The organism is Calothrix sp. NIES-2098, from assembly GCF_963875125.1.
GTDB lineage: Bacteria > Cyanobacteriota > Cyanobacteriia > Cyanobacteriales > Nostocaceae > Aulosira.
The window spans coordinates 3,215,471-3,240,965 of sequence record NZ_CAWNKJ010000001.1 but is presented as its reverse complement, the minus strand read 5'-3'; the positions used below and the strand labels follow the sequence as shown (position 1 = coordinate 3,240,965).

Annotated in this window: 17 protein-coding genes; 3 read left to right on the top strand and 14 right to left on the bottom strand. The window is 40.2% G+C overall.

What is annotated here, in order from left to right; genetic code table 11:
• Positions 1-3 precede the first annotated feature (3 nt).
• From AACU33_RS13550 to AACU33_RS13520, 7 genes are all read right to left on the bottom strand, one after another.
• The gene (locus AACU33_RS13550) at positions 4-1,296 is read right to left on the bottom strand and encodes a flippase (protein ID WP_096589194.1); all 1,293 of its coding nucleotides are present in this window, start codon (positions 1,294-1,296) and stop codon (positions 4-6) included.
• A 7-nt stretch (positions 1,297-1,303) separates the two neighbouring features.
• Positions 1,304-2,470 carry an O-antigen ligase family protein gene (locus AACU33_RS13545; RefSeq protein WP_339375989.1) on the bottom strand — a complete coding sequence of 389 codons (1,167 nt, stop codon included), beginning with the start codon at positions 2,468-2,470 and terminating at the stop codon, positions 1,304-1,306.
• A 229-nt stretch (positions 2,471-2,699) separates the two neighbouring features.
• Positions 2,700-3,728, bottom strand: a complete 1,029-nt coding sequence (locus tag AACU33_RS13540; protein ID WP_096589192.1) for a glycosyltransferase family 2 protein — start codon at positions 3,726-3,728, stop codon at positions 2,700-2,702.
• A 171-nt stretch (positions 3,729-3,899) separates the two neighbouring features.
• Complete coding sequence (locus AACU33_RS13535) at positions 3,900-5,339, bottom strand: sugar transferase (RefSeq protein WP_096589191.1); 1,440 nt, start codon at positions 5,337-5,339, stop codon at positions 3,900-3,902.
• Between the two features lie 835 nt (positions 5,340-6,174).
• A complete protein-coding gene (locus tag AACU33_RS13530; protein WP_096595248.1) occupies positions 6,175-7,413 on the bottom strand; it encodes an aminoacetone oxidase family FAD-binding enzyme in 1,239 nt (412 codons plus the stop codon).
• Between the two features lie 49 nt (positions 7,414-7,462).
• The gene (gene rd / locus AACU33_RS13525; protein WP_086683410.1) at positions 7,463-7,627 is read right to left on the bottom strand and encodes a rubredoxin; all 165 of its coding nucleotides are present in this window, start codon (positions 7,625-7,627) and stop codon (positions 7,463-7,465) included.
• 194 nt (positions 7,628-7,821) lie between these two features.
• Positions 7,822-8,016: a hypothetical protein gene (locus tag AACU33_RS13520; RefSeq protein ID WP_096589190.1), complete on the bottom strand. Its 195-nt coding sequence runs from the start codon at positions 8,014-8,016 to the stop codon at positions 7,822-7,824.
• A gap of 321 nt (positions 8,017-8,337) precedes the next feature.
• On the opposite strand from AACU33_RS13520, the gene AACU33_RS13515 reads away from it, so the two are divergent.
• Positions 8,338-8,895: an SRPBCC family protein gene (locus tag AACU33_RS13515; RefSeq protein WP_096589189.1), complete on the top strand. Its 558-nt coding sequence runs from the start codon at positions 8,338-8,340 to the stop codon at positions 8,893-8,895.
• Between the two features lie 5 nt (positions 8,896-8,900).
• On the top strand, positions 8,901-9,476 hold the full coding sequence (locus AACU33_RS13510) for a DUF924 family protein (RefSeq protein ID WP_096589188.1): 576 nt from the start codon (positions 8,901-8,903) through the stop codon (positions 9,474-9,476).
• Between the two features lie 269 nt (positions 9,477-9,745).
• On the opposite strand, the gene AACU33_RS13505 is transcribed toward AACU33_RS13510, so the two are convergent.
• Together AACU33_RS13505 and clpB are read right to left on the bottom strand one after the other, a co-directional pair.
• Positions 9,746-9,982 (bottom strand): Nif11-like leader peptide family natural product precursor, encoded by a 237-nt coding sequence (locus AACU33_RS13505; RefSeq protein WP_096589186.1) that lies wholly within the window; start codon positions 9,980-9,982, stop codon positions 9,746-9,748.
• 519 nt (positions 9,983-10,501) lie between these two features.
• Positions 10,502-13,120 (bottom strand): ATP-dependent chaperone ClpB, encoded by a 2,619-nt coding sequence (gene clpB / locus AACU33_RS13500; protein WP_096589184.1) that lies wholly within the window; start codon positions 13,118-13,120, stop codon positions 10,502-10,504.
• Between the two features lie 818 nt (positions 13,121-13,938).
• On the opposite strand from clpB, the gene AACU33_RS13495 reads away from it, so the two are divergent.
• Positions 13,939-15,066 carry an acyltransferase family protein gene (locus tag AACU33_RS13495; protein ID WP_096589182.1) on the top strand — a complete coding sequence of 376 codons (1,128 nt, stop codon included), beginning with the start codon at positions 13,939-13,941 and terminating at the stop codon, positions 15,064-15,066.
• A 95-nt stretch (positions 15,067-15,161) separates the two neighbouring features.
• On the opposite strand, the gene AACU33_RS13490 is transcribed toward AACU33_RS13495, so the two are convergent.
• From AACU33_RS13490 to AACU33_RS13470, 5 genes are all read right to left on the bottom strand, one after another.
• Positions 15,162-21,011, bottom strand: coding sequence for an ATP-binding sensor histidine kinase (locus AACU33_RS13490; protein WP_096589180.1), 5,850 nt, complete (start codon positions 21,009-21,011; stop codon positions 15,162-15,164).
• A gap of 363 nt (positions 21,012-21,374) precedes the next feature.
• Positions 21,375-21,962, bottom strand: a complete 588-nt coding sequence (locus AACU33_RS13485) for a Uma2 family endonuclease (RefSeq protein WP_096589178.1) — start codon at positions 21,960-21,962, stop codon at positions 21,375-21,377.
• Between the two features lie 10 nt (positions 21,963-21,972).
• Positions 21,973-23,001 carry a GTPase ObgE gene (gene obgE, locus AACU33_RS13480; RefSeq protein WP_096589176.1) on the bottom strand — a complete coding sequence of 343 codons (1,029 nt, stop codon included), beginning with the start codon at positions 22,999-23,001 and terminating at the stop codon, positions 21,973-21,975.
• An 83-nt stretch (positions 23,002-23,084) separates the two neighbouring features.
• Positions 23,085-23,801, bottom strand: coding sequence for a Mo-dependent nitrogenase C-terminal domain-containing protein (locus tag AACU33_RS13475; protein WP_096589174.1), 717 nt, complete (start codon positions 23,799-23,801; stop codon positions 23,085-23,087).
• A 169-nt stretch (positions 23,802-23,970) separates the two neighbouring features.
• Positions 23,971-25,107 carry a sulfate ABC transporter substrate-binding protein gene (locus AACU33_RS13470; protein WP_096589172.1) on the bottom strand — a complete coding sequence of 379 codons (1,137 nt, stop codon included), beginning with the start codon at positions 25,105-25,107 and terminating at the stop codon, positions 23,971-23,973.
• Between the last annotated feature and the right edge of the window lie 388 nt (positions 25,108-25,495).

Sequence of the window (25,495 nt, the reverse complement as noted above, 5' to 3'; positions counted from 1 at the left end):
AAATTACCCTCCTTGATATTTTGAGCTTTGTTTTCGGTACAGGAAAGCTACTACCGCCCATAGAACTATCATTAACAGCCCATCGCAAACTAAACTAGACCAAGCGGCTCCCTTCCAGGAGTAAAGCGGAATCAGCCAAAAGTTGAGTAAGATATTTAGTACAGCTATGCTTACTTGTACGGCGCTGCGCAAACTCTGAAAACCAGAACCACTCAGAGTATCACCACCGAAACACTGTATGGCTTTCAAAAAGGGAATCGGTGCCAACCAGCGTAAGGCTTCTACGACGCCCGCATATTCATCCCCTAATATATAAGGCACGATAGGGGCAAATAACAGCAAGCCTATACTAGCGATGAAGCCATAAGAACCAGCGACCTTTACAAGACGTTTACCTAAAGCTAATGCCTGACTGATGCCATCCTTTCCCTCTCGAAAAAAATGTGCATAGGCAGCAGCTGTTATCGAACGCACTGGCACAAATGCCACGTCAATTAAGCGGTAAGCTGCTGCATAAATTCCTGTCGCCTCTAGAGTTGAAAGGCGCGCCAGCATTGTCTTATCGATATCATTATAAATAGTATAGGAAGAAGCACTAACGGCAAAGAAAAAGCCATCAGTGAGTTCGGGCTTGATCCGGTATAGGGCTAATTTTGGAGTTCCTAGGTAATAAGTAACGAAGAAAATAGCTACTAATCCTGAAACTACGCTGCTACCTAAGTATAAAAATGCCCAGTCTATGGTGTTGGGTTGAGGGAAAAAATACAGTAGAGCGATCGCAGCGATTACTTTAGAGAGCATCGCCAGTGTACTTATCTGAGCTGTGATATTCAAGCGATCCACAGCTTGAAAAGCTTGGCATGACAAAAATATAATACTGGTAAAAATAAGATCGCTTAAAGCGACTAAAAATAGTAATAACGGAGAAATTGTTCGCGGCAAGAAAATTGGGGCAAAAAGTATTAATAAAACCATCAATCCCAGCCCTGTAATAGTAATCATCAACAGGGCGTTTCCCCAGTAATCTTTAAATAAACCTCTGTTCTTTGCTACATTCTTGAGAAGAAGAGTATCGCTGCCCAAACCTGCAAATGGAGATAAAATTGCCACTAGTGCTGTTGCTCCCACAAACTGCCCATAATATTCTGCTCCTAGGACGCGAGCAATAATTATGAAGTACATAGCTTGTAAAACCAAACGCAGCCCTTGAGCAATCAACATCCATATGGTTCCTTGCACCATAGGTTTCTGAAATATGCGAGTCAGCCGCGACTGGAGAGCATTTAAATTCTTCATTTTTAATTCAAGCTGTAATTTTTGATGCGGGCATTCTTGTCAAGATTTTTGCTTGTTGTTGAGGCAATATAAATAAAGAGAGTGCCACTGCTACGTAGAGTACCCAAAAAATATCGTTGTGGTTCAATAGCGAACTTTCACCCAAATTTGCCATAACCATATTTGTTAAATACAATAATGGCCAAAAACCTTCTGAAGATTTGGTCTGGCGTAACCAGGCTAGTGACCTAATAAAAGTTGCCCAAAATCCCAGCAAAAAGACTGCTACTCCTAAAGCGCCTAATTCGAGCCAAAGATCTAAAAGGCCATTGTGAGAATTTGGCGCTGACCACTGTACTGCACGCCAGACATAGGCAGCTGGACTATTCCAACCCTGCCAGAATCCGCTGTATCCATAGCCCAACCAAGGCTGTTTCTCAATCATCTCCCAGATGTAAGGCCACATATCTGTACGTCCGGTGAGTGTGGTATCCTTACCCAAAGTGCCTAGTAGAGTCGCTGCATTAGAAGTTATCCACAGAGACAGGCTGCTACTAAAGGTAACTATAGCAATCACAGCAGGAATCATTAGATGATAACGCCAGCGCAAAGTTTGATAAATGGGTATTAAAGTAAAAAGCGTGACTATGTTTATTAGGGATGTTGTTGACTTTGCCAGCAATAAAAAGCAAACCGATAAGCCTAAACCTAGCCAGGGAAACCAACGCTTTTGTTTGGTGCTTGAAGCCTGAAGCCAAAATATTAATGCACTAAGTACCATCATTTTTCCGAAAATATTTTTGTGGACGTAAATTCCGCGCCAAGCACCTGCGTGAATCCCACCCATGATCCCATATTTGGGTAAAGCGACTGCAAATAATAGGCTTAATGTTAGTACTGTGCCAAAAGTCCACATCAGTAACTTTAACTGCTCTTTGATGCTGTATCGAGAAGCTAGGTAAAGCCCGAATAAGCTGCTTCCAACTAAGGCGAGACTGCGCATTCTAGTTATTGCCGGAGTAAAAGACCAAAGAATGGAGACTACAGAAATCCCGATTAACAACCAGATGACAGTCGCTTTATTAAAGACATAAATCGCCTTTTTCCATCGCAAAGTTAGGAGAAAGAGCGTTACTAAATAATTTAACAAGAAGAGCAGCTGAATTTGGGGAAAATCAGGTGGACCTGATATCATATCTCCTTCACTAACACCTCCAGAAAGAATGACAACTAGAGGCCCACCTGAAAAAAGTACCAATGACAAGATTGTGAATACCTGTTCCGCAAGTACTAGAACTTTAAGCATTTGCGCCTCTTAAATGGGAACATTCGATTTAACAGTTAAAAAACTTAACCAAGATTTACTGTTTAGGATTTTCATCGGTTTCGGCATGATTTATTGGACTATATCAGGCGATTTTTGCTCAGTAACGCTCGTGATAACTCAAGCGACGTTTTTGAGCAGCAGAAACAGTCTCGAAAGCCAAGGTTTGCATCTGGCAGTAGAGAGTTTTAGGTAATAGAAAGAGTAAACAGGCAGCAGATAAAGTTAGCATTGTGCGGCGCGGCTCCTCAAGTAGGATACGCCAGTAGGTAGCTAAAGCTCGATAGCTCAGTTTTAGCGCCATTGAACCGTTTCCTTGATTAACTGCCCTCCGAGCTATGGCGGTTAACTGATAGGCTCTCGCAGCGTTCTCCCATTGCGCTATTAGGTCTGGTGCGTAGAAATGGGCTTTTTCTAAGAACTTCTCCCAAGATGTTGCCTTCTTCTCAAACTGGTGAGAATATCCTCCTGAGTGCAAGCGATACTGAATTAGGACTTCTGGAATTCCCTCAAATTTCAGATCGGACTTTAGAGAAATGCGCAGCCAACATTCAGTGTCTTCTGAGGGGTGCAATTGTCGATCTTCGTCAAAATAAAATTTTTCGACTGTGCCATCAATATTGTCTTCAAATCTAATTGCTTCAAAAACTTCTCTACGAGCAACCAAATTGGAGCCGCTGCCGATGGGATCGCGCAATAGGAAGTGAACAGGGGTAATATTGTTGGTCTTAGGTAGCTGATAAAGACCGAGAGGCTTCCCTGTAGCATCAATAAAAGAGGAGTAACTGTAGCTAATTCCTACAGATGTGCAGTTTTCCAGATGATTGACGTGCTTTTCTAGCTTGGTTGGAGCCCAGAGATCGTCAGCATCTAAAAAAGCTATATATTCACCTTGGGATTCTCGAATTCCTTGGTTCCTGGCTGCTGCTACTCCTCGATTGTCTTGACGAATAATTTTAATTCTGGGATCTGTAAATTGCTGACAAATTTCTACGCTTTGATCGGGGGAGCCATCATCAATAATTAGAAGCTCAAAATTTTTATATGTTTGAGCTAGTACAGATTGCACGGTAGCTGCAATATATTTTTCTGCTTTGTAAAGTGGGATAATTACAGAAACTAATTTCATTTTAAAGAATCAGTAGCAGATAGGATTTTTATATAACATATGAACGACAATCATAAATATTCATGCAGGCACAAAATAGATAGATAATTTACGACTAAGAATCATAAAATCTCTGGAATATCTGTTAACAACTTTTGAAAATCCCTGTAATTAGTTAGATTTACAATTTTGCTAGTATGCCCCTTCTTTTGCTAAAACTACCTTGACTGTTTTGAGTAAAATTTCAAAATCTAGCCAAAGTGACCAATTTTCAATGTAGTTAAGATCTAGCTTGATCACTTGTTCAAAGTCTAAGATGTCGGATCTGCCTGAAACCTGCCAAAGTCCTGTAATACCAGGTAAAACTTCATGACGAATAAAATGATGCTCGGAAAATTTATCTACATCTCTGGTAGGTAAGGGACGAGGCCCAACCAAACTCATTTCTCCACATAGCACATTAAAAAGTTGAGGTAATTCATCTAAACTATATCGGCGAAGAAACGAACCAACACGTGTAATTCGAGGGTCATTTTTAATTTTGAAAATAATGCCATCTTTGGTTTCATTTAATGCTTCTAATTCTTTCTGCAACTTATCTGCATCAGACCTCATAGTGCGGAATTTCCAAACTTGAAAAGGTTTACCACGTAAACCTATACGCGTTTGCCTGTAAAATACTGAACCAGGAGAATCTAGCTTGATTGCTATAGCGATCGCTATGTAGACAGGAAGTAATAAAAGTACTACTGTCGCAGCTAGGCAAAAATCCAGACTTCTCTTGATCCAAAAATCTTTACTGGTGAGAATTGGGCAATCTAAGCTGAGACAAGTTATGCCGCCAATTTGATTAAATTCTACATTTCTATAAATATTTTTTATTTCTACCGATAAAAGATGAACTGTGATGCCAGATGCCTGAAATAACCATCTAATAAACATTCGGTTTTTGATAGCACTCCAAGCAATAAAAACTTCTGTTACTCCTAACTGATTGAGCTTTTCTAAAGTTTCCTGGCGATAATATCTATCTAAGCATCTAGCACTTGCTGTTCCACAAATTATGTAACGCTTTTCTTTTTTAATAAAGCTAATAATTTTTTCAGTTTCTTCAGGCTCACAAATAATAAAAACAGCTGACTGTCCTAAAATTTGCCGATGACGAAGATATTCAAGTGCCATGTTTGCTGCTGCTCTTCCAGCACAAACAAAAGATGTACTGAGCAACCAAGACCAGATTAATGTTGAGCGTGTAATATTAATAGGAGGTTGATATAAAAAGCCGACAATTAAGATTAGTCCTTGAGCAAAAGTCAGCGTTTTGATAATGTTCAAATAGTCATAACGCTTTTTACCAGGCTGATAGTTACCTTGTAGTGCTAGCGCGGCTATTTGAATAACAACAGTCATCATTATGACGGAAAAACTACTTGGTGTTTGCCAAGAAAAATCTACAGCATTAGTGTGATATTTTGCTAATATCCAAGCTGCGAATAGAACAGCACAGTCTACTGAAACCAGTGTTGTCAGTCGTAGCCACCATAAACCCTTTCTTACTTGTATAGATACAGATGCTCTTAAATCAAGGGGGACATCTCTTAAGCGGGTATTTGTTACAGTCTTAATCGTCATAAATTTTACTGTGATTATTTAGTCATGAATAATTTTTCTTTTACCTGATTGCTAACTGCGGGTGGCGCGATCGCACTCGATCGCCAAACTAGTAAAGCACTTCAATAGACTCGTTTTTTCCGTCGTACTTTTGAACATCCACAGGTTATATCTGCACAAAGTCCTATATTACTCCCACTGAGCGAGGCTTTACAGCTAGAGAGCTTTTCATACTTTATGCCTATTAGCTTTCTATTTAAACTTCAGTAATGGCAAGACTTAGGTAAGAACTTAAGTGTTTCCTCTTAATTCCAGTGCTTGACTGGACGGTGTATCTGCCGTAGTAATTACGCTTAATGACCAATCTGCCTGTTGATTCCAGTTGTAGCGGTTTTAAGGTATTAAATATAGCGCTACTTTCCTGGTAAGAGGTGACATCGATTCGGATGTTTCAATGTAAATTCAACACAATAGCCTCCGAACAACTGCTTTAATACGTCTTACTAAGCATGACTTCCCCAAATGTAAATACTACTTAGAGATTTTCTCAACAAATAAGAATTAATGAATCTATCTCAAGAGAGGGATGAACTTTAGACGGTAGATACTTCAATGGTTTTAGGGCTACTAGTCTCATCTAACTTAAATTTTGGCTTCACGTAGAATAGCATTGGCTAGTTAGAACTTAGCATTTCTTGCTCCCAGAGCTACAGATTTCATCGCATCTTTACGGAGTATTTAATTTTTCTGTCCTACTCAATTTAGTTTGTGTTGATAATATGAAGAAAAATCTGGCTTACATATTTATGCTAGAGTTCCGTCGGCGCAAGTACTGAGATAGAAGATCTGGTTTTAGTTAATTACTAATTCCCATAGCATTACCAGCTATGTGGGCAGTAGTCCAAGCACTCTGGAAGTTAAATCCACCAGTAACGCCATCTATATCTAAGACTTCTCCAGCAAAGTATAAACCTGAAACCAACTTACTTTCCATTGTTTTGAAGTTGATTTCTTTAAGATTCACACCTCCACAGGTGACAAATTCTTCTTTGAAGGCTCCTTTGCCGTTAATTGAGTATTCTCCCTGAATGAGTTCTCCTACTAACCTATTTAAGGTTTTGTTAGATAGGCCAGCCCAACGCTCTTCTGTATTTATACCAATACGGGTGAGAATGTATTGCCACAGGCGGTGGGGTAAGTCAACTCCGCGATGGAGGGCAATTGGCCGCCTTGCCCATTCAGTCTTAACGGCTAAAATTTTTTGCCGCACTTCTTCTTGCTGCAAATTGGGCAGCCAGTTGATCGATAATTTGCCTTGATAGCGGCTTTCATGTAAAAATCTGGCTCCCCAGGCAGAAAGTTTTAAAACAGATGGGCCGCTTACACCCCAATGAGTAATTAACAATGGCCCGGTTTGTTCTAATAGGGGTTTGTTATTAATAGACAAACGCAACCTTACAGGGTTCACACCGATCCCAGCCAATGCTCTCAGTTTTTGATCTGGAATGTTGAAGGTAAATAAAGAGGGTACAGGCGGTTCAATTTGATGACCTAATTCTTGAGCGATTTTATAACCAGCAAGACTACTTCCGGTTGCCAGCAGTAAGCGATCGCACTTTAGCATCTCTCCCGACTTCAGGACAATCTCAAATCCTGTAGTCTCGGTTTGTTGCTTCACTGCTACTACAGGTGTACCAACACGAAGTTTTACCCCAGCTGCTTGAGCTGCGTTCATTAGACAGTCAACAATAGTTTCGGAATTATCGGTGATGGGAAACATTCTGCCATCGGCTTCAGTTTTAAGCTGAACTCCGCGGGCAGCAAACCAAGCTATTGTATCTTGAGGTTGAAAGCGAGTGAAAGCACCGAGGAGGGCTTTGCCACCTCTTGGGTAATTTTGCACCAACCTCTGCGCCTCAAAGCAAGCATGAGTGACATTACAGCGTCCCCCACCCGAAATCAGAACTTTCGCCAATGGTTGACGGCTGGCTTCGAGTAAAGTAACTTGGGCATGAGGGTTGATATTAGCACAAGCGATCGCACCAAAAAATCCCGCAGCCCCACCTCCAATCACAACAATTTTTAATGGCAACAAGTTCAAAAATCTCTCAACAGTACCTACTTTACTAGGCTAGCTGTTAACTTTACTCTTCTACTAATTCAAATTCATCTTTTGTCGCCCCACAAGCTGGACATACCCAATCCTCTGGGATATCTTCAAAGGCTGTTCCTGGTTCTATCCCACCGTCAGGATCGCCTACTTCTGGATCGTATTCATAGCCGCAAATAGTACATATATACTTTGCCATTGTGCTTCCCCCAGAGAATTGCTGAATTTGCTTGACTATATATATACTGCTGGCAGCACTGTATCATAACTTGGGGGCATTGGTCATAGGGCAAAGAGGAGAGATAGCTAAGAGGGAGAAGAAAACTCCCCGCACTCTTTTGTCTCCCCCTGCTTTTTCTGCCTCATCGTGTTTAATTGATGAAGGAGTAAATGTTAAAAACGCCACCAGATTTTTTGCACGTAGCTGAGAATTCCAATGGCGATCGCTCCTAGTAATAATAGCCAAATAATGCCACCAGGAATAAAAGTCAGCAGACCGAATCCTCTCAGTAGCCACACGGCTATGCCTATGCCTAATAGGATACCAAAAATTTGCGTTAATCTACGATTTAAAGAAGACTGACTCATTTATTCTGCCTATGACCTAAATATTTACTGAATTGAACTTGCATATTTAATGATGTTTGTGCCATTCTATCCTGTAGAATTTTATTTTTGAGCTAAATTTCTTACTGGCGTAAAATTAGCTCTATTTTTTCTTTAATTTGTTTTCATAATAAGTACATATTTTTAAGTATATTCACTAAATATTTACCGAGAAATTACTATTTCCGGAAATTTTATCTGGTTGAGTGGAACTAGAATTGAAGCGGTTAGACTCGATCCAGTCAGATGGCTCGGAGTTTAAACCATGTAAGGTGGTTGATTTGAGGAGTAACTAAAATCAATATGTCTGCGTCTCCTATCTCAGACTCAATTATTATAGGTTCGGATATGCCTTTGAGCCAAAACGAGCAAAAGTTGCTCATGCAGGGTGAAATCTTTGTTAGAACAGAATCGCACACGGCCTGGGGTGGTGCTGTCACAGCTTGGATGTACGTGCCACTAGTGCGATCGCAAGTATGGCAGCAATTAACTGACTACCCCCGTTGGGTACATTATTTTCCAGATATTACTAAAAGTGAGGTTCTGTCTAAAGGCGAGGTGAAACGCCTGTATCAAGCAGCACAAAAAGCTTTTTTATTTTTTACAGCACAGGTAGAAATCTACCTCAATGTTGTAGAAGTATTGGGGCAACAAATCCAATTTCGGATGGAAAAAGGGACTTTTGAAGACTTTAAAGCCAATTTAGAACTGCAAGATTGCGGTAATGGTACATTGCTAGCTTATAATGTCCGAGCTACGCCTAATCTGCTGATCCCATCTATTATTATTCAGCAAGCAATGAACTTTGAGTTGCCTGCGAATATGCGTAAAATGCGACAAGTGCTTTGTAAGGGTCAATAACAGCAATGTCACAGGCAAAAGCTATTTTGGAATTCTGGTTTGGCCATCCTGATGAACCGAGTTACGGCAAACCTAGGGATTTTTGGTTTCGTACAACAACGGATTTCGATCGGGAATTGACCAGCCGTTTTCTTGAAGATTACCGAAAAGCAGCAGCAGGATTTTTAGACGATTGGGTAGATTGGCCGGAAACCTGTCTAGCCTTGATTCTGCTGCTAGATCAATTTCCGCGAAATATGTTTCGTGGAACTCCCGAAGCTTTTGCGACTGACTGGGAAGCGCTTTCAGCAGCACAGCAAGCTGTAGCTAGAGGCTACGATCGGGAATTTTTGCCTGTACAACGCTGGTTTATATATTTGCCTTTTGAACATAGCGAAAACCTAGAGGATCAGCGACGCTGCGTGAAGCTATTTCAGCAAATTAGTCACGATAGAGAAAGTGCTAGTGCAATTAAATATGCTTTTCGTCATATGGAAATAATTGAGCGTTTTGGGCGTTTTCCTCATAGAAATAGTATTTTAGGACGTCCTTCAACTCCAGAAGAAATAGAGTTCTTGCAACAGCCAGATTCTATATTTTAATGCAATTTCTAGCCAAGACGCTTTCCTATAAGAAAGCGTCTTTAAATCAAATAATTTTTTAACTTAGTTTCCCTAAGTCGTTGTGTACTTCTTAGTCTAAATTACAGGAATAACAACCTACTCATCTTCTTCTTCAAAAAGGCTTTGGATGTCTCTTGCCCCATTTATTAATGAAGTTGAAAGAAAGCCCAGGTAAGAAAAAGGGATTTAGCCTAAGCATTGCATACTTTGACAATATTTATGCTTAATTCTTAATAAAAATTGCCAGATTATGCTAAATTTAGAGAATTTTCGGTAAAGCTGGACTCGCCTTCAAACCAGATTTGATCTAGTTCAGTTTCATTGAAGTTATAGCCATGAGTAGCAGCAAATCTGACAATTTTTGTTTTATCCCAATGGTAACTGCCAAAAAATCCTTGGGTACAGCATTTCTTAAAATATTGATCGTAAATTGCTGGGTCTGATGTTAAAAGGTCATAAAAAGCTTTTACCTGTTCTAACGCCATAAGATATTTGCTCCTCTGATGAAAATTATTTAATCTACTCACAACTACATGACAAACAAATCTAATTCCGGGTTGCATATTTTAGCTTTGAATAAGCTTGGTTTGTTTTCTAAGAAAATTCTGTAAAAGCTATGGTGGATTGAGTTTGAGATGCATAAATACAGATAAATAGTCAACTATTAAAAGGATGATTATCAAAAATATATTGTAATTTATTTTAATCTACTACGGTAGAATATTATTGACTAAAAAAGATGATTTAAATTCATGCCTTGGTAATAATTAGACAGCATCAACATATAGATATTGCAAGAACAACCGAATAGCGATCGCTACTTGTAATACCTTGTTAAGTTAATCATGATACAAATATGTGGTAAGGGTTGAGCAATGCTTAAACGCCTACACAGAATGTCTATGTATCAGATTTTTCGATAATTGGTATAACAGGTTACTAAAAAAAATGCCAAGAACTTTGTAGTTTCTTGGCATCTTTGTATAAGGTTAGGAATAACCAGATTAGCTAGTAAACACCTCAACAGGCAAACGGCTGAAGGAAAGGCGTTCATTTTGCACATCTACAAAGATAGAGTCGCCGTCGTGAAATTCGCCGCGCAAGATAGCTTTGGCAATTTGAGTTTCTAATTCTCGTTGAATTGCTCGCTTCAGTGGACGCGCTCCAAACACGGGATCGTATCCAACCTCAGCTAAAAAGTCAAGAGCCGCATCAGATAATCTCAAGGACATCTTGCGATCGCTAAGTCTTTGACGCAATCTATCTGCTTGTAACTGTACAATCTGCCGCAATTCCCGCTTCTGCAAGCTGTGGAAAATAATAAATTCGTCAATGCGGTTGAGGAACTCTGGACGGAAGCTATTGCGCATAGCTTCTAGTACCCGATGGCGCATTTCGTCATAGCGCAGATCGTCTCCGGCGACATCGAGAATGTACTGCGAACCGATGTTACTGGTCATGATAATAATTGCATTCTTGAAGTCTACCGTATGGCCTTGGGCATCGGTAACGCGACCATCATCGAGAATTTGCAGGAAGATATTAAATACATCCGGGTGTGCTTTCTCGATTTCATCAAAGAGAATCACTGCATAAGGACGACGGCGAATTGCTTCTGTCAGTTGTCCGCCTTCTTCGTAGCCAACATATCCTGGAGGCGCACCAATTAAGCGCGAAACAGTGTGCTTCTCCATGTACTCAGACATATCAATTCGCACTAATGCTTCTTCAGTGTCGAACATATATGCTGCTAGGGCTTTGGCTAACTCGGTTTTACCAACACCTGTGGGGCCTAGGAAAATAAAGCTAGCAATTGGACGGTTGGGATCGGCTAATCCAGCACGCGATCGCTGAATCGCATCGGCTACAGCTGTGACGGCTTCATCTTGTCCTATGACGCGACGGTGCAGTTCGTCTTCTAAGTGCAGCAGTTTTTCTTTCTCCGATTCCACCAACTTACTGATGGGAATCCCTGTCCATTTAGAAATGATTTCCGCAATGTCGGCTTCAGTTACTTCCTCCCGCAGCAGTGATTTTCCTGTACCTTGGGCACGTGTCAGTTCGCTTTCGGCGGCTTCTAACTTGCGGTGTAAATCGGTTAACTTGCCGTATTTCAACTCCGCAGCCCGGTTAAGGTCGTAATTCCGTTCTGCTTGCTGAATTTCTAGGTTAACTCGGTCAATTTCTTCTTTTACCGCCTGAATTTTGGTGATGACATCTTTTTCAGATTGCCATTGGGCGTTCAGAGTTCTTTGTTCTTCTTTGAGATCTGCGAGTTCTTTTTCCAGCCTTTCTAAGCGTTCTCTAGAAGCTAAATCGCTTTCTTTTTGCAGAGATAGCTTCTCCATTTCCAGTTGCAAAATCTTGCGATCGATTTCGTCAAGTTCTTCTGGCTTGGAGGTAATCTCCATTTTCAGTCTGGCTGCGGCTTCGTCTACTAAGTCGATGGCTTTATCTGGCAGGAAGCGATCGCTAATATAACGACTGGATAATGTTGCAGCGGCGACTAAAGCACTATCAGAAATCCTCACGCCGTGGTGAACTTCATACCGTTCTTTCAACCCCCGTAAGATAGAGATTGTATCTACCACGCTGGGCTGATCTACATAAACTTGTTGGAAGCGTCTTTCTAAGGCTGCATCTTTCTCTATATATTTGCGATACTCATCCAAAGTTGTCGCCCCAATACAGCGCAACTCGCCTCTGGCTAACATGGGTTTTAACAAGTTACCCGCATCCATTGCGCCTTGGGTTGCACCAGCGCCAACAACAGTATGAATTTCATCAATAAATAGAACAATATTACCGCCAGATTCGGTAACTTCTTTTAATACTGCTTTCAGGCGTTCTTCAAATTCACCCCGGAATTTGGCCCCAGCAATCAAAGCGCCCATATCTAAGGCGATCAGCTTGCGGTCTTTGAGGGATTGCGGAACATCGCCAGCGACAATTCGCTGTGCTAGTCCTTCGGCGATCGCAGTTTTACCAACACCTGGTTCGCCAATGAGTACGGGGTTATTCTTGGTGCGACGAGAGAGAATTTGGATTGTGCGGCGAATTTCATCATCGCGGCCAATCACCGGATCGAGTTGACCTTTACGGGCTGCTTCTGTAAGGTCACGCCCATATTTTTCCAGCGATTGGTATTTACCTTCTGGATTTTGGTCGGTCACTGTCTGGCTCCCCCGAATTTGTTTAATAATATTTTTTAGCTTGCCTTCGTCTAAACCAAATTCTTGGAATAAAGCTTTACCAAAGCGGTCATCTTTGGCATAACCCAACAATAAATGCTCAATTGAAATATAGTCGTCCTTAAATTCTTTACGATAAGCGTCCGCCCGATCTAACAGAGTATCTAAGCTGCGTCCTAAGTAAACAGAAGTGCTGCTACCGGATACTTTCGGCTGACGTTGAATAAATTGTTCGGCGCGATCTCGGACTTTTTGCAGATTCACACCCGCTTTCGTCAAAATTCCGCTAGCTAGACCTTCTTGTTCTAGCAGCGCTTTCATCAGGTGTTCGCTTTCTATCTGTTGTTGTTGATATTGTTTAACAATATCTGGGGTATGGGCGATCGCTTCCCAAGCTTTTTCTGTAAATTGATTTGGATTAGTTGGTTGCATAGGCTTGTGGAGAGGGCTTAACTAACACTCGCATCAGACGGTCGATCCGCGCAAAGAGAATCAAATTAGTTCTTATAGAATCATTTTAAGAAGAGGGTGGTAAATAGCTGGATCGGTCTTCACTCTTTCTCAAGTAGTAGTATTACCTCTATTTTGCTGTGCTGAGTTGTCTGTCTTGAGTTCCGAGTAGTAAACCACTACCATTCGCTTTGTTGTCTCTGAGGTATTCTCTTGCTTCAAGATGACTAATGTGATTTGCTTTACTCAACACTCCTTAACAGTATTGGACATCACTGCATCATTTAAAATGACTTGATAAATTACTAATTAGAAAATATATCTTCAAATAAATTATTAAATGTCATTTTTAGAAACAATTCAACAATTTATCCAATGGATACAAGGTTTTGACTATCGGATTTTAAAAATATAGATGATGTAGATAATTCATAGCAGTAACCCAGTATATAGGAAACCTAATAATTTTAAGAATGCTGTTAGTTGCTAAGAAAAACACGTGCAGAGGATGAATAATGCTGTATACGAAAAAAGATTTAACGCAGATTTATTAACTCAGATATTGATCTGGATTATTATAGAAAATGGAAAAATTAACTGCTCGCAACCTCAGATGAACGCAGCAAAGCAAGCATTGCTCCCACTTTGGGAACAGAGCCATTTTGAAATGCGCCATGTGTACCCTAGTTGTTAAAGGTAAACTTTACAAAATTTTAACTTGTATGTTAGTCTAAAAACTTTACTCGATCGTCTGCAACAGCAGGAGTAATGTTAGATATTTCAAAGATAAATTTCCTGCTATGCGTCTGACCTCACTTGATGTTTTTCGAGGTATTACCATTGCTGGCATGATTCTCGTTAATATGGCGGGAGTCGCAGATGATAAATATCCTCCCTTAGACCATGCCGCATGGAACGGCTGCACACCAACTGACTTAGTATTTCCCTTCTTTTTGTTCATTATTGGTGTGGCAATGACTTTTTCGCTGTCAAAGTACACCGAAGGAGAAAAACCTCAATCGGGTGTTTACTGGCGGATCTTGCGCCGCGCGGCGATTCTTTTTGCTTTAGGTTTGCTACTCAATGGTTTTTGGAATAAAGGGATTTGGACTTTTGACCTGAGCAGCATCCGAATTATGGGGGTGTTACAAAGAATTAGTCTGGCTTACCTATTCGCTTCCTTAACAGTCCTGAAGTTACCGCGTAAAGGGCAATGGATATTAGCAGGCGTACTACTCATTGGCTATTGGTTAGCAATGATGTATGTACCCGTACCTGGTTATGGAGCTGGTGTATTGACACGGGAAGGTAACTTCGGCGCATATATCGATCGCCTGATTATACCGCAAGCACATCTGTATAAAGGTGATGGTTTCAATTTGATGGGAGATCCAGAGGGACTTTTCAGTACGATTCCTGCTATTGTGAGCGTTCTTGCTGGCTATTTCACAGGGCAATGGATACGTTCTCAACCCGTACAATCGCGTACAAGTATCGGTTTAGCTTTATTTGGTATCGGTTGCTTGATTATTGGTTGGGCGTGGGGGTGGACATTTCCCATCAACAAAAAAATCTGGACGAGTTCCTATGTTGTGTTTACTAGTGGATGGGCGTTACTGTTATTAGCTGCTTGTTATGAACTCATCGAAGTTCGGCGAATAAAGCGCTGGGGTAAACCATTTGAAATCATGGGCTTAAATGCGATCGCTCTTTTCGTTGCTTCTGTTTTACTAATTAAAATCTTAGTGAAAACCAATATCGGTACTGGTGAAAAAGCCCCCAGCACCTACGATTGGATTTACCAAAATATTTTCGCCTCTTGGGCTGGCACATTCAACGGTTCGCTATTATTTGCTCTCGTCACCGTCTTGTTTTGGTGGGTAGTTGCAGTAATTATGTATCGCCAACGCTGGTTTTTCAAAGTTTAACAGACACAAATAAGTACCGATCTAACAAATAAATGTTTTTATCAATCTCGCACAGTTACTATGTGCGAGATTAGCTATTTTCTATCTATTTGCACTCACATTGGTAGTGTAATTACAAACTCTGCTCCTTGGTTTGGTGCGGAATTAGCTTTAAGAGTACCCCCGTGTTTTTCAACAATAATTTGACGAGCGATCGCTAATCCTAAACCCGTACCTTTACCAACCATTTTTGTAGTATAAAGATGGTCAAAAACTTTATCTTTGATTTCTTTTGTCATTCCTATACCATTATCTTTGATACTAATATTGACTTGCTTGCCATCCTCACTCAGTTGAGTAGTAATAGAGATGATATTTGGGTGAGCTTGCATCTCAGCAAAGCAACGTCCGACATTTGCATCTTCTAAGGCATCAATAGCATTTGCCAATAAATTCATAAATACCTGATTTAACTGTCCGGGAAAGCACTCAATTGGGGGTAAATTACCGTAATTTTTGATAACTTCAATTGCTGGACGGTTTTCATTAGCTTTGAGTCGGTGTTTAAGAATTAAGATAGTGCTATCTAAACCATCATGAATGTTGAAAGGAACTTTATATTCAGAATCAGCCCGCGAAAATGTACGCAAACTATTACTAATTTCGCGGATGCGTTGCACTCCTTCTTTCATTGAAAAAATCAATTTTGGTAAATCTTCTCGTAGATACTCTAAATCAATATTTTCAATTTCTTCCTCGATTTCTTCACCAGGCTCAGTAAATTTATTTTGGTAAAGGTCGAGCAAATTAAATAAATCTTGGATGCCTTCGTATGCTGGTTGAATATTACCATTAATAAACCCAACAGGATTATTAATTTCGTGAGCAACACCCGCAACAAGATTACCTAAAGCCGACATTTTTTCACTTTGAACAATTTGTAATTGTGCTTGTTGTAAGTTTTGCAGAGCTTTTTCTAGTTCCTGAGATTTTTGCTGGACAGCAGCTTCTGCATGTTTGCGATCGCTAATATCTAAAGCCATCGAAACTCCACCACAAATCTCTCCATTTGAGTTGAAAATAGGAGCATTAAACCACTCACAAATAATACGTTGCCCATCCTTAGTCAAGTTTTCGTTAATTGCATGAGAACCGCCTGTTTGCGCTAAAATTTGTGCGGCTACATCATCTACATAAACATGATATTCTTCAGGAATAATGCAACGGAAATGTCTCCCTAAAACTTCCTCTTCTCGATAGCCAAATACTTTTTCTGCTGCTGGGTTCCAAGCCTGAAATTCAAAACAATTATTCCACTCCATTACAGCTACAGGTGTTCTTTGAATGATCAGTTGCAATCTGGTTTGAGATTGCTCTAGATGATAAGATTTCTCCCGTTCTAAAGCGTGGAGTCGCGCATTTTCAAGAGAAATAGCAGCTTGGGTACAAAGGAAGTTAAGAATGAGGACGCGATCGCTCGTAAATACACCACTAGTTGAGTAATTCTTCAAATACAAAATCCCAATTAAATATCCCTGATTAAGAATTGGCAAGCACATTACACTCTGAGGCTGTCGCTGGGTCAAATATTCGTCAATTACGGGTAGATCGCTTTTGAGATTGTCGATGATAACGATTTCTTTGGTGTTTTTGACGTACTGTATTAGCTTGATCGGTAAGTTAGAATTGCCCTCTAAAGGTTGGGAACAAAGTTCTGTGATTTCAGGTGTAGCAATAGCTCTCAGGTGCCATTTGCCATAGCTATCAGGTAGGATTAAAGCACAGCGATCGCTGCCAGAATGTTTGAGAATAATTTGGCTTAGTTGGTGCAGCAATTCATCTAATTCAATTGTGCTAGAAATGGCTTGAGAGGCTTTGAGAATTGTAGCGAAATCAATGGCTGCATTAATGCTAGTGCTGGACGTGCAGCTGATGGTAGAGGTTTGAATCGTAGTATTGGAAGCCACGATCGCAGCTAAGGTTTCCAAGGGATTTAGGCTTTGGGCTACTTGATGCAAAATTGGGCGCAACAAATTGGGATAGCGGTTTTCCAGATCTTGGGTTTTAGCTAATGCTCCCCACCGCGCATAACAGTAGTAAGCTTCTTGCATATAGCCTGCGGCCACTTTTTCTTTACCCCATTCCAAATAAAACTTGGCGGCGAGTTCATTAGCGATCGCTTCTTCTTGGATATATTCGTTGGCTTTGGCAAAAGCAATGGCGCGATCGTATAAATCTATGGCTTCAATACCCTTGCCAGAAATTTTCAACATTTCCGCAGATAGCAATAGATAGCGATGTTGAAAGTTTTCTGAGCAATTATCCGCCCATTGTTTGATAATTTGCTGATGTTCTTGTATAAGCTGCCAATACTGCTGTTTTTCCTCTGATGTCGCAGTCACATAGAGTGCGGCTAAACACAGAGGGTAATAGAAATGGTATTGAATAATCGGGAAAAATCCAGCGTTTGCAGGTAGAGTTTTCTCTGCTTCTAATGCTGCTGCAACGCCGTCTGCATAGCGCCCATAAATGTATGCAAGTTGTAATTTGAGAAAGCAGTACCAATTAATTCCGTGTTCAAAGTTCTGCTTTTGCCGCCAAACATCTATATATGGAACTTCTTCGTCCTGGTGACTTAATAAATCAGTTTTTTGAGAGGAGTCTTGCAGATTTAGGAGGAACTGTCGTTGTAATGTAAAGGCATACAGCATATTGACATCATTTACCTGCTGTACATAAGCGAGATATTTCTCGGTTTCTGCATAAATATCAGGCAAGCGATCGCCTTTGACTAACATTGCCCAAATCAAAAACGAAACTGCCCAGACACCAAAAACCACATCTCCGGCTTCTCGGCTAGTTTGAAACGATTGCTCAGACACCGCTAAATTCGTTTTCAAATGCCGATTATAAGGATTAATCGTGTGTGCAAAGATATTATTCGTCTTATAAATAAACTTGGTGCTATTGAAATGGCGATCGAGTTTTTGAGCTAATGTGCCGAACTCATAAGCTGTTTGATAATCTCCTTGATTAGCCAAACTCATCCCATAAAGACAGTAAGCAAAACCAGAAGCTTGAGCATTGCCATATTTCAACGATAAATTAATCATCAATAGAGAACTCAGCCCAGCAAGGTGTTGATGACCTGCCATATAAGTAGCTGCCCAAAGGTCGGCTAAAAGACTTATACAGACTTTCCTAACAGGGTCTGTCATTTCCGCTAAATTAAATAAATCTGCTGGCTGAATCTTGGCAAGTTTAGTGTTTAACTCTTCTAGTTCAGTTTTGATAGCGGCTTGTTGTTCTGCAATAGCGATCGGGAGTTGCATCCCCATAACGCTTAAACCTTGCAATCCCGCTTCACAAGCAGCTTGGATATTTTCACCTTGCGTCATTTTCAGATACATCTGAATAGCATAAATATCTGCCTGTTCAAACTGATTTTGAGCATGAATTAAAGCTAAATCGAATAGTTTTTCAGCTTGATTTAAATTGCCAGTTAAATATTCACACTCTGCCAGTTCTCGATATAATCCGAATGTCAGCGTGTAGTGGGTTTGCCAACTATTTTCTAACAGTAATTCTATACCTGATGTCAAGTATTTTACGGCTGCTTTATAAGCTGTAGAAGCTTTAGCTTTTCTCCCAGCTATCAAATTAAGTCGAGCTAAATCGTATTTCTCAGATTGTTGAGTAACGATATCAATTCCTTGATTTAACTGACTAACGATCTCAAAAATACTCGCTTCTAGCGCTTCATTGGATGTGTTTTGTAAAAGTAGCTGTCCAATTTTTAAATGAGTAGATTTCTTGTGAGATTCAGGGATTAAAGAATAGGCAGCTTGTTGAACGCGATCGTGCAAAAATTTGTACGCCACAATCTCAGAACTTTCCTGAGAAACTACTTGATTTACCTCACCCACGTAAAATTTGTATACATTACTTTGGGGTAAAATTAAGCTTTCATGTAAGGCATTCCACAGACAAGTAGCGGTTTCTATATCTGACTTTTCCGAAACAGTGGCCAGTATTTTTAAATCAAATTGATTGCCAATACAGGCAGCTAGTTTGAGAACTTGTTGAGTTGATTGCGGTAGCTTTCGCAGTTGAAATGCCATAAATTCAACCACATCATCAGTCAGCGCTTGCTGATTAATTTGTGTAATGTCACATTGCCAACATCCCTCTAATACATTGAACTCAATTAACCCCTCTTGATGTAGTGCTTTGAGAAACTGAGTAGCAAAAAAAGGATTGCCTTGGGTTTTTTGATAGATTAATTGTGAAAGAGTCCATGCTAACTCTTCTACGCAACTCAATGTATCTGCTACTAACTGATTCAGTTTTAAATAACTGAGATTCTGCAATATAATAGTATTAATCGTTGCATTAGCTTGGGTAATTTTTTCTAGAGTTAACATCAAGGGATGGGTGAGTGTAACTTCATTATCTCTATATGCACCGATTAATAACAAATAACCATTATTTGTATTACCAATCAATAACTCTATGAGTTTCAAAGAAGCAGAATCAGCCCATTGTAAATCATCCAAAAACAGTACTAATGGATGCTCTTTAGTAGTAAATACTTGAATAAATTGTTGCAGTAATAGATTAAAACGGTTTTGAGCAGCACTACCGGATAAATCTGGTGCTGGTGGTTGCTGACCAATAATTAACTTTAATTCAGGTATAACTTCAATAATTACCTGACCATTTTCACCCAATGCTGCGATGATTTTTGTTTTCCATTCTTGAATTATGGCATCTGGCTCTGTTAATAATTGACCCATCAAATTGCGAAATGCTTGCACAAATGCTGAGAAGGGAATATTGCGATTGAATTGGTCAAATTTTCCTTTGATAAAGTATCCGCGTTGTTTGACTATTGGTTTATGAACTTCGTTAACAACTGCGGTTTTACCAATTCCTGAAAATCCTGCTACTAGCATTAATTCGGATGCGCCATTAGCAACCCGTTCAAACGCATCTAGTAATATTTGAACTTCCTGCTCTCTACCATAAAGCTTTTCTGGTATCAAAAAATGATTTTGAATATCTTTTTTCCCAATTTCAAAATCTGAAATTTCTCCTGTTTCTTGTAAGCTGTGTAAGCAAGTTTCCAAGTCATATTTCAAACCCAAAGCACTTTGATAGCGCGACTCTGCATTTTTCGCCATTAGTTTGGTAATAATTTGCGAAATTGTCTGGGGAATAGCAGGATTAATCTGATGAGGTGGTGTTGCTTGTTTTGCTAGATGGGCGTGAATTAATTCAATTGGATCGTCGGAATAAAAGGGTAATTGTCCAGTTAGTATTTCGTAAAAAGTTACACCTAGAGAGTAAAAATCTGTGCGATAGTCAACTCCGCGGTTCATGCGTCCAGTTTGTTCGGGAGATAAATAAGCTAGAGTTCCTTCCAAAACATTAAAACTTTGAATTTCTTGGACTTCTCGCGGTAAAAAAGAGGCAATACTAAAATCTATTAACTTTACTTGTTTTGTCTCTGGATTAATTAAAATGTTGGCTGGTTTAATATCTTTATGAATTACGCCTAGACGTAGTCCGTCGCAGCCATCGCTGTGGAGTTGGTGTAAGATATCTGCAATGGTAATTGCAACTTGTAAGAAATTTGCGATGAATTGCGTATTTTTCTGCTCTATTCCCCATTCTTTGAGAGATATTCCGCCAAAATCTTCCATAACTAAAGCGTAACCGTTATGGTAGTTTTCTAAACTATAAGGCTGAATCACACCAGGTATGCCAAGATTTTTGGCAATTACATACTGGTTGCGAAATTGTAAGAGTTCGTGGAAGCTAGGGTATTCCAAACGCATGAGCTTGATCGCTACTGGTTTTCGATCTTGCTTCCTGATTCCTCGGTAAACTAGCGTCCGCGTACCAGTATAAATTTTGTCTTGAATGCTATAAGCAGGTAATTGAACCTCAAATGTGCTAACCATAGCCACTAACTCTTATGAACCTGGAGTTAGTTTTCCCAGTCCGCATTCCAAATTTTCAAAAAAGCGATCGCCTTTTTGCTTGCGGATGACGTTTATGATACCGTTAGCAAATTCCCCAAATAACTAAACTAAACCGATTAGTTCAGCTAGCAACCTCTATTATTGAACCAACAGACGATTTGGCGATCGCTGTATCAAATATCCGATGAAATTCCTGATTCCGTGTAATACCCGATAAGTTTTTATACCTAACAATATATTCTCAATAATCAGCCCCGATTGACTGGTGACAAGTTCAGATTATTTGGCAGTTTTCAAACCACTTTTAGAATGAGCTTAAAAGAAAAATTGCTCAGTTTCACCTTACTCTTCTTCCACATCAAAATCTACCCGATCGTAAATATCCGCTAGGGAAATTTGAAAAGAAACAGAAGCTAGGGATAAAATTACATCCCCATCTTCATATTCCGAAAATATCCATTTATTGTTTTCTGTTTTAAAATACTGCTCAACGTGCATCCTGTATTGGTCAATCAAAACATACTCTTGAAAGCTAGGAATTGACCGATAAGCAGCAAACTTTTCATCTCTGTCATAACTTTTAGTAGATTTTGATAACACCTCACCAATAAATACTGGATTAATCAAAGTGTCGCGTCTGCCTTCTTGATATTCCAAAGGAGTTTTCACAACCATCACATCAGGATAAGTGTGAATTCGCCTGTTAGGAATCCATAGACGTTGGTCAGTGACAAAGGCTCGATAAGGCTGACGCTTTAAAGCAAAATTAAGCGCACCGCTTAGATTCAAAGCTATTTGATTGTGATTCGGCGTTCCACCTGTCATAGGGATAATTTGACCATCAATGTATTCATGACGTTCCTCAGAATTAACTTCTAATTCTAGGTATTCTTCAGGTGAATAATATTGTTGTGTCTGGGCAATAGTCATAGGATTTCACCTAACCTAATACTTCTACTTCTTCAGCAGCATTAATTTGGTCAAGAATTCCCCAAAGTTCTTGTAACATCGGTTCTAAACCAATGCGAGTAACTGCTGAAATTAAGAAAACTGGAGCATAAGAACGATGATTTAACTCGGTAGCCAACGCCTCTAAATCTACAGTTTCACGATCTACTGCATCAATTTTATTCAATGCCAAAATTTGCGGACGTTCTGCTAAACCCCGTCCGTAGGCTTTTAATTCTTGCTGAATCGTGAGGAAGTCACCTACCACATCTTCACTCGTTGCATCAATTAAGTGCAGCAGCACTCGTGTACGCTCAATATGGCGCAAAAAGTCGTATCCCAACCCCGCCCCATGTGAAGCACCTTCAATGAGTCCTGGGATATCGGCAAAAACTGTACCATCCCCAGAAGGTTTGCGTACTACACCTAAATTGGGGATAAGGGTAGTGAAGGGATAGTCAGCAATTTTGGGACGTGCGGCTGACAGTGATGAAATTAAAGTAGATTTACCAGCGTTTGGTAAACCAATAATTCCCACCTCAGCCAAAAGTTTCAATTCCAAGCGCAGTACTTTCATTTCCCCTGGAAGTCCGGGGAGGGCGTATTCTGGGGCGCGGTTGCGGTTACTCAAGAAATGCTGATTTCCCAACCCGCCTTTACCACCTTCCGCAGCGCGAAAACTTTGCCCGGGTTCGACTAAATCTTCTAGCAAAGCACCTGTGGAAGCATCATAAATAGCAGTACCGCAAGGAACTTCAACGATCAAATCTTTTCCTGATGCGCCAGTGCAATTATTGGGGCCGCCACGACCACCATTTTCTGCTTTAAAGCGATGATTGTATCTGAAGTCCAGCAAAGTTTGTAGGTTTTCTACAGCCACAAAAATTACCGAACCGCCCCGTCCGCCATTACCGCCAGAGGGGCCGCCAGCTGGCACATATTTCTCGCGTCGGAAGGCGACAATCCCATCGCCACCTTTACCAGCTTCTACTTCAATTACGGCTTGATCGATAAATTGCATAGTTTGTCATTTGTCACTTGTCAATCGTCAAGAGTCAATCGTCAAAAACCTTGGACTCCTGACTTTTGACTCTGGACTATTAACTAAATATATGGCGAAACATCCTCACCACATTCATCTGCCAAGTAGGAGAGAGCGCGAAAACGTAAACCTACCATCTGTTCGTAAAGCGGGTTAATTTTACATAATGGCGGAATATGCACAATTTTACGTCCAAACAGTGTGACATCTCGCTCAAAGGGACACTGTGAAGGAATCATTTTACATAAAAAGCGAGCAACTCTGGGATCTTGAATATCAAGTCCATCCATCCAATCACGCAGGGGAGTGAGTGCATCATGGGGAGGTGCATAGGGCGCAATTGTTAAGGACGGTTGCTCGGATGCTTCTCGCTGTAGAAAACTATCTATTGCAGGATCTACATGTTCTGTGTGTTCTAGGGTGTGGCGCAGGGCTTCGATTAAATCTTTTGGTTGTCCTAGGGCTTGGCACAACTGTTGCAGAACTTCATCTTCACTGGGAGAATATATACCATCTGCGATCGCCACCATCACCGCTGTACGTAAGAAATTTTCTGCGGCTGATGTACCTTTACCCAAAATTGTAGCGAGTTCCTCTGGTGCGATCGCTTCCAGCGAATCAAAGTTGATACTGGGAGCTAATTCATTCTCAGTGATACTAGCAATCAATTGCCTTTCATGAGCGTCAAAGTCACCATCTGCCAAGGCAATAGTCAGCAATCCACGTAACCAGGCGGCAACTTGTTCGCTACTATAAGGGGATTGAACGACACTTTTCATAAATCAAACCTCAAGCTGTCCTCAGTCCATACAGTACATACTAAGCTACGTTAAAGGTAATTAAACTGTTACATAATTAACTTTAAAAGCTGTGAAAATTTGTTGCTTATTAGCCTTTACAAGCAAGTAAAGCGAACGAGTTAGCCGATGAAGTCCATTTTAAAAACTGTTAAGCTTTTTGAGCGCGAATTTTGTCGAAGATAGCACCTTCATCAAAGAATTTTTGCTGAATTTCGTCCCATCCACCTAAATCTTGAGCCTTAACAAGAGTTTTAATTTTGGGAAAATTGCTTGCTGTTTCTTTTGCAATTGTCAAATCAACAGGACGAAATCCTAATTTAGCAAACTCTCGCTGTGCGTCTGGAGTGTAAAGAAATTTGATAAATGCCTCTGCAATCGCACGCGTCCCGTGTTTATCAGCATTTTTATCGACAACAGCCACAGGATTGTCGATGGAAATATTTACATCAGGGACAATATAGGAAACTTTTTCACCATATTTTTTTGCCAATAAAATCATTTCATTTTCATAGTTGAGTAACACATCACCCTGACCTTCGTTGAAGAATAGTTCGCTGGCACTGCGAGCAGTTTTAGGTAATAAAGGTAGATTGTTATAAACTTTAGAAATCAAGTTTATTGCTTGATTCTCATTACCACCAGTTTTTGTGACAGCCGCCCAAAGACTCAGGAAGTTCCAGCGCGCACCACCAGAAGTTCTGGGATCTGCTGTCACCACCTTCACACCATCTTTTGCCAAATCTGCCCAAGTTTTGATATTTTTTGGATTGCCAGGACGAGTGGCGATCGCGTCTACAGATTGGGTAACAATTGCATTATTAGGTGCTTCCTTCTCCCAACCTGGTTGAATAAAACCAGCTTTCACAAGTTTATGAATATCAGGCGCAAGTGACAGGTGTACTACATCAGCTTCTTTACCATCAATCACCGCTAGAGTCTGAGAACCCGATCCATCGTAACTCTGATTGAAAGTGATGTTTTGGTTATGTTCTTTTTTCCACTTTTCTTTAAACTTAGGAATAATTTGCTCGTATGCAGCGCTAGTAACTGAGTAAGAAACAAATGTGAGGGTGACATCACTCTGCGCAGCTGCACTGGTATTAACTGTATTATCAACTTTAGCTCCAGAGCAGGCAGCTAGCACTACACTCAAGCTCACTCCAACTAAAAATAGAGACACCATGCTCCACACAGAATACTTGCACCACTTTTGAACGGGGTACAAAGTTGGAATTAACTTGATGAAACGGTTCTTAATTTTAAAATTGTTTTGCCACGGATTCATTAATTTTCTTGCCTTCAAACTGCGTTAAGTTGATCGATTTACAGTATTTTAAGAGCATTATAAAGCCGTAGCTAAATACACATAAATTTCGTTAATCTAACTTTAAGTTATTTTGTCAAAAAACTTATTAATCAAGCTGTAGGAGCAGAAAAATCGCTACTGCACAGCTTTTTAGAGATATTCCCAAGATATTGATAATTTTTCTACTTAAACGGCTACCAGCTTAGGAAGTATTCGCAGTTGGTTAGCTTGGAAAAGCAGATTTAATCAAGCTAAATTGGAAAAATGCTGCCATAATTGCAACAAATGTTACAGTTTTGATAGACTAACTATTGAGAATATATCTCATATAGCTAGCTGTGGCTGAAGAGCAGTTATCTACAACTGG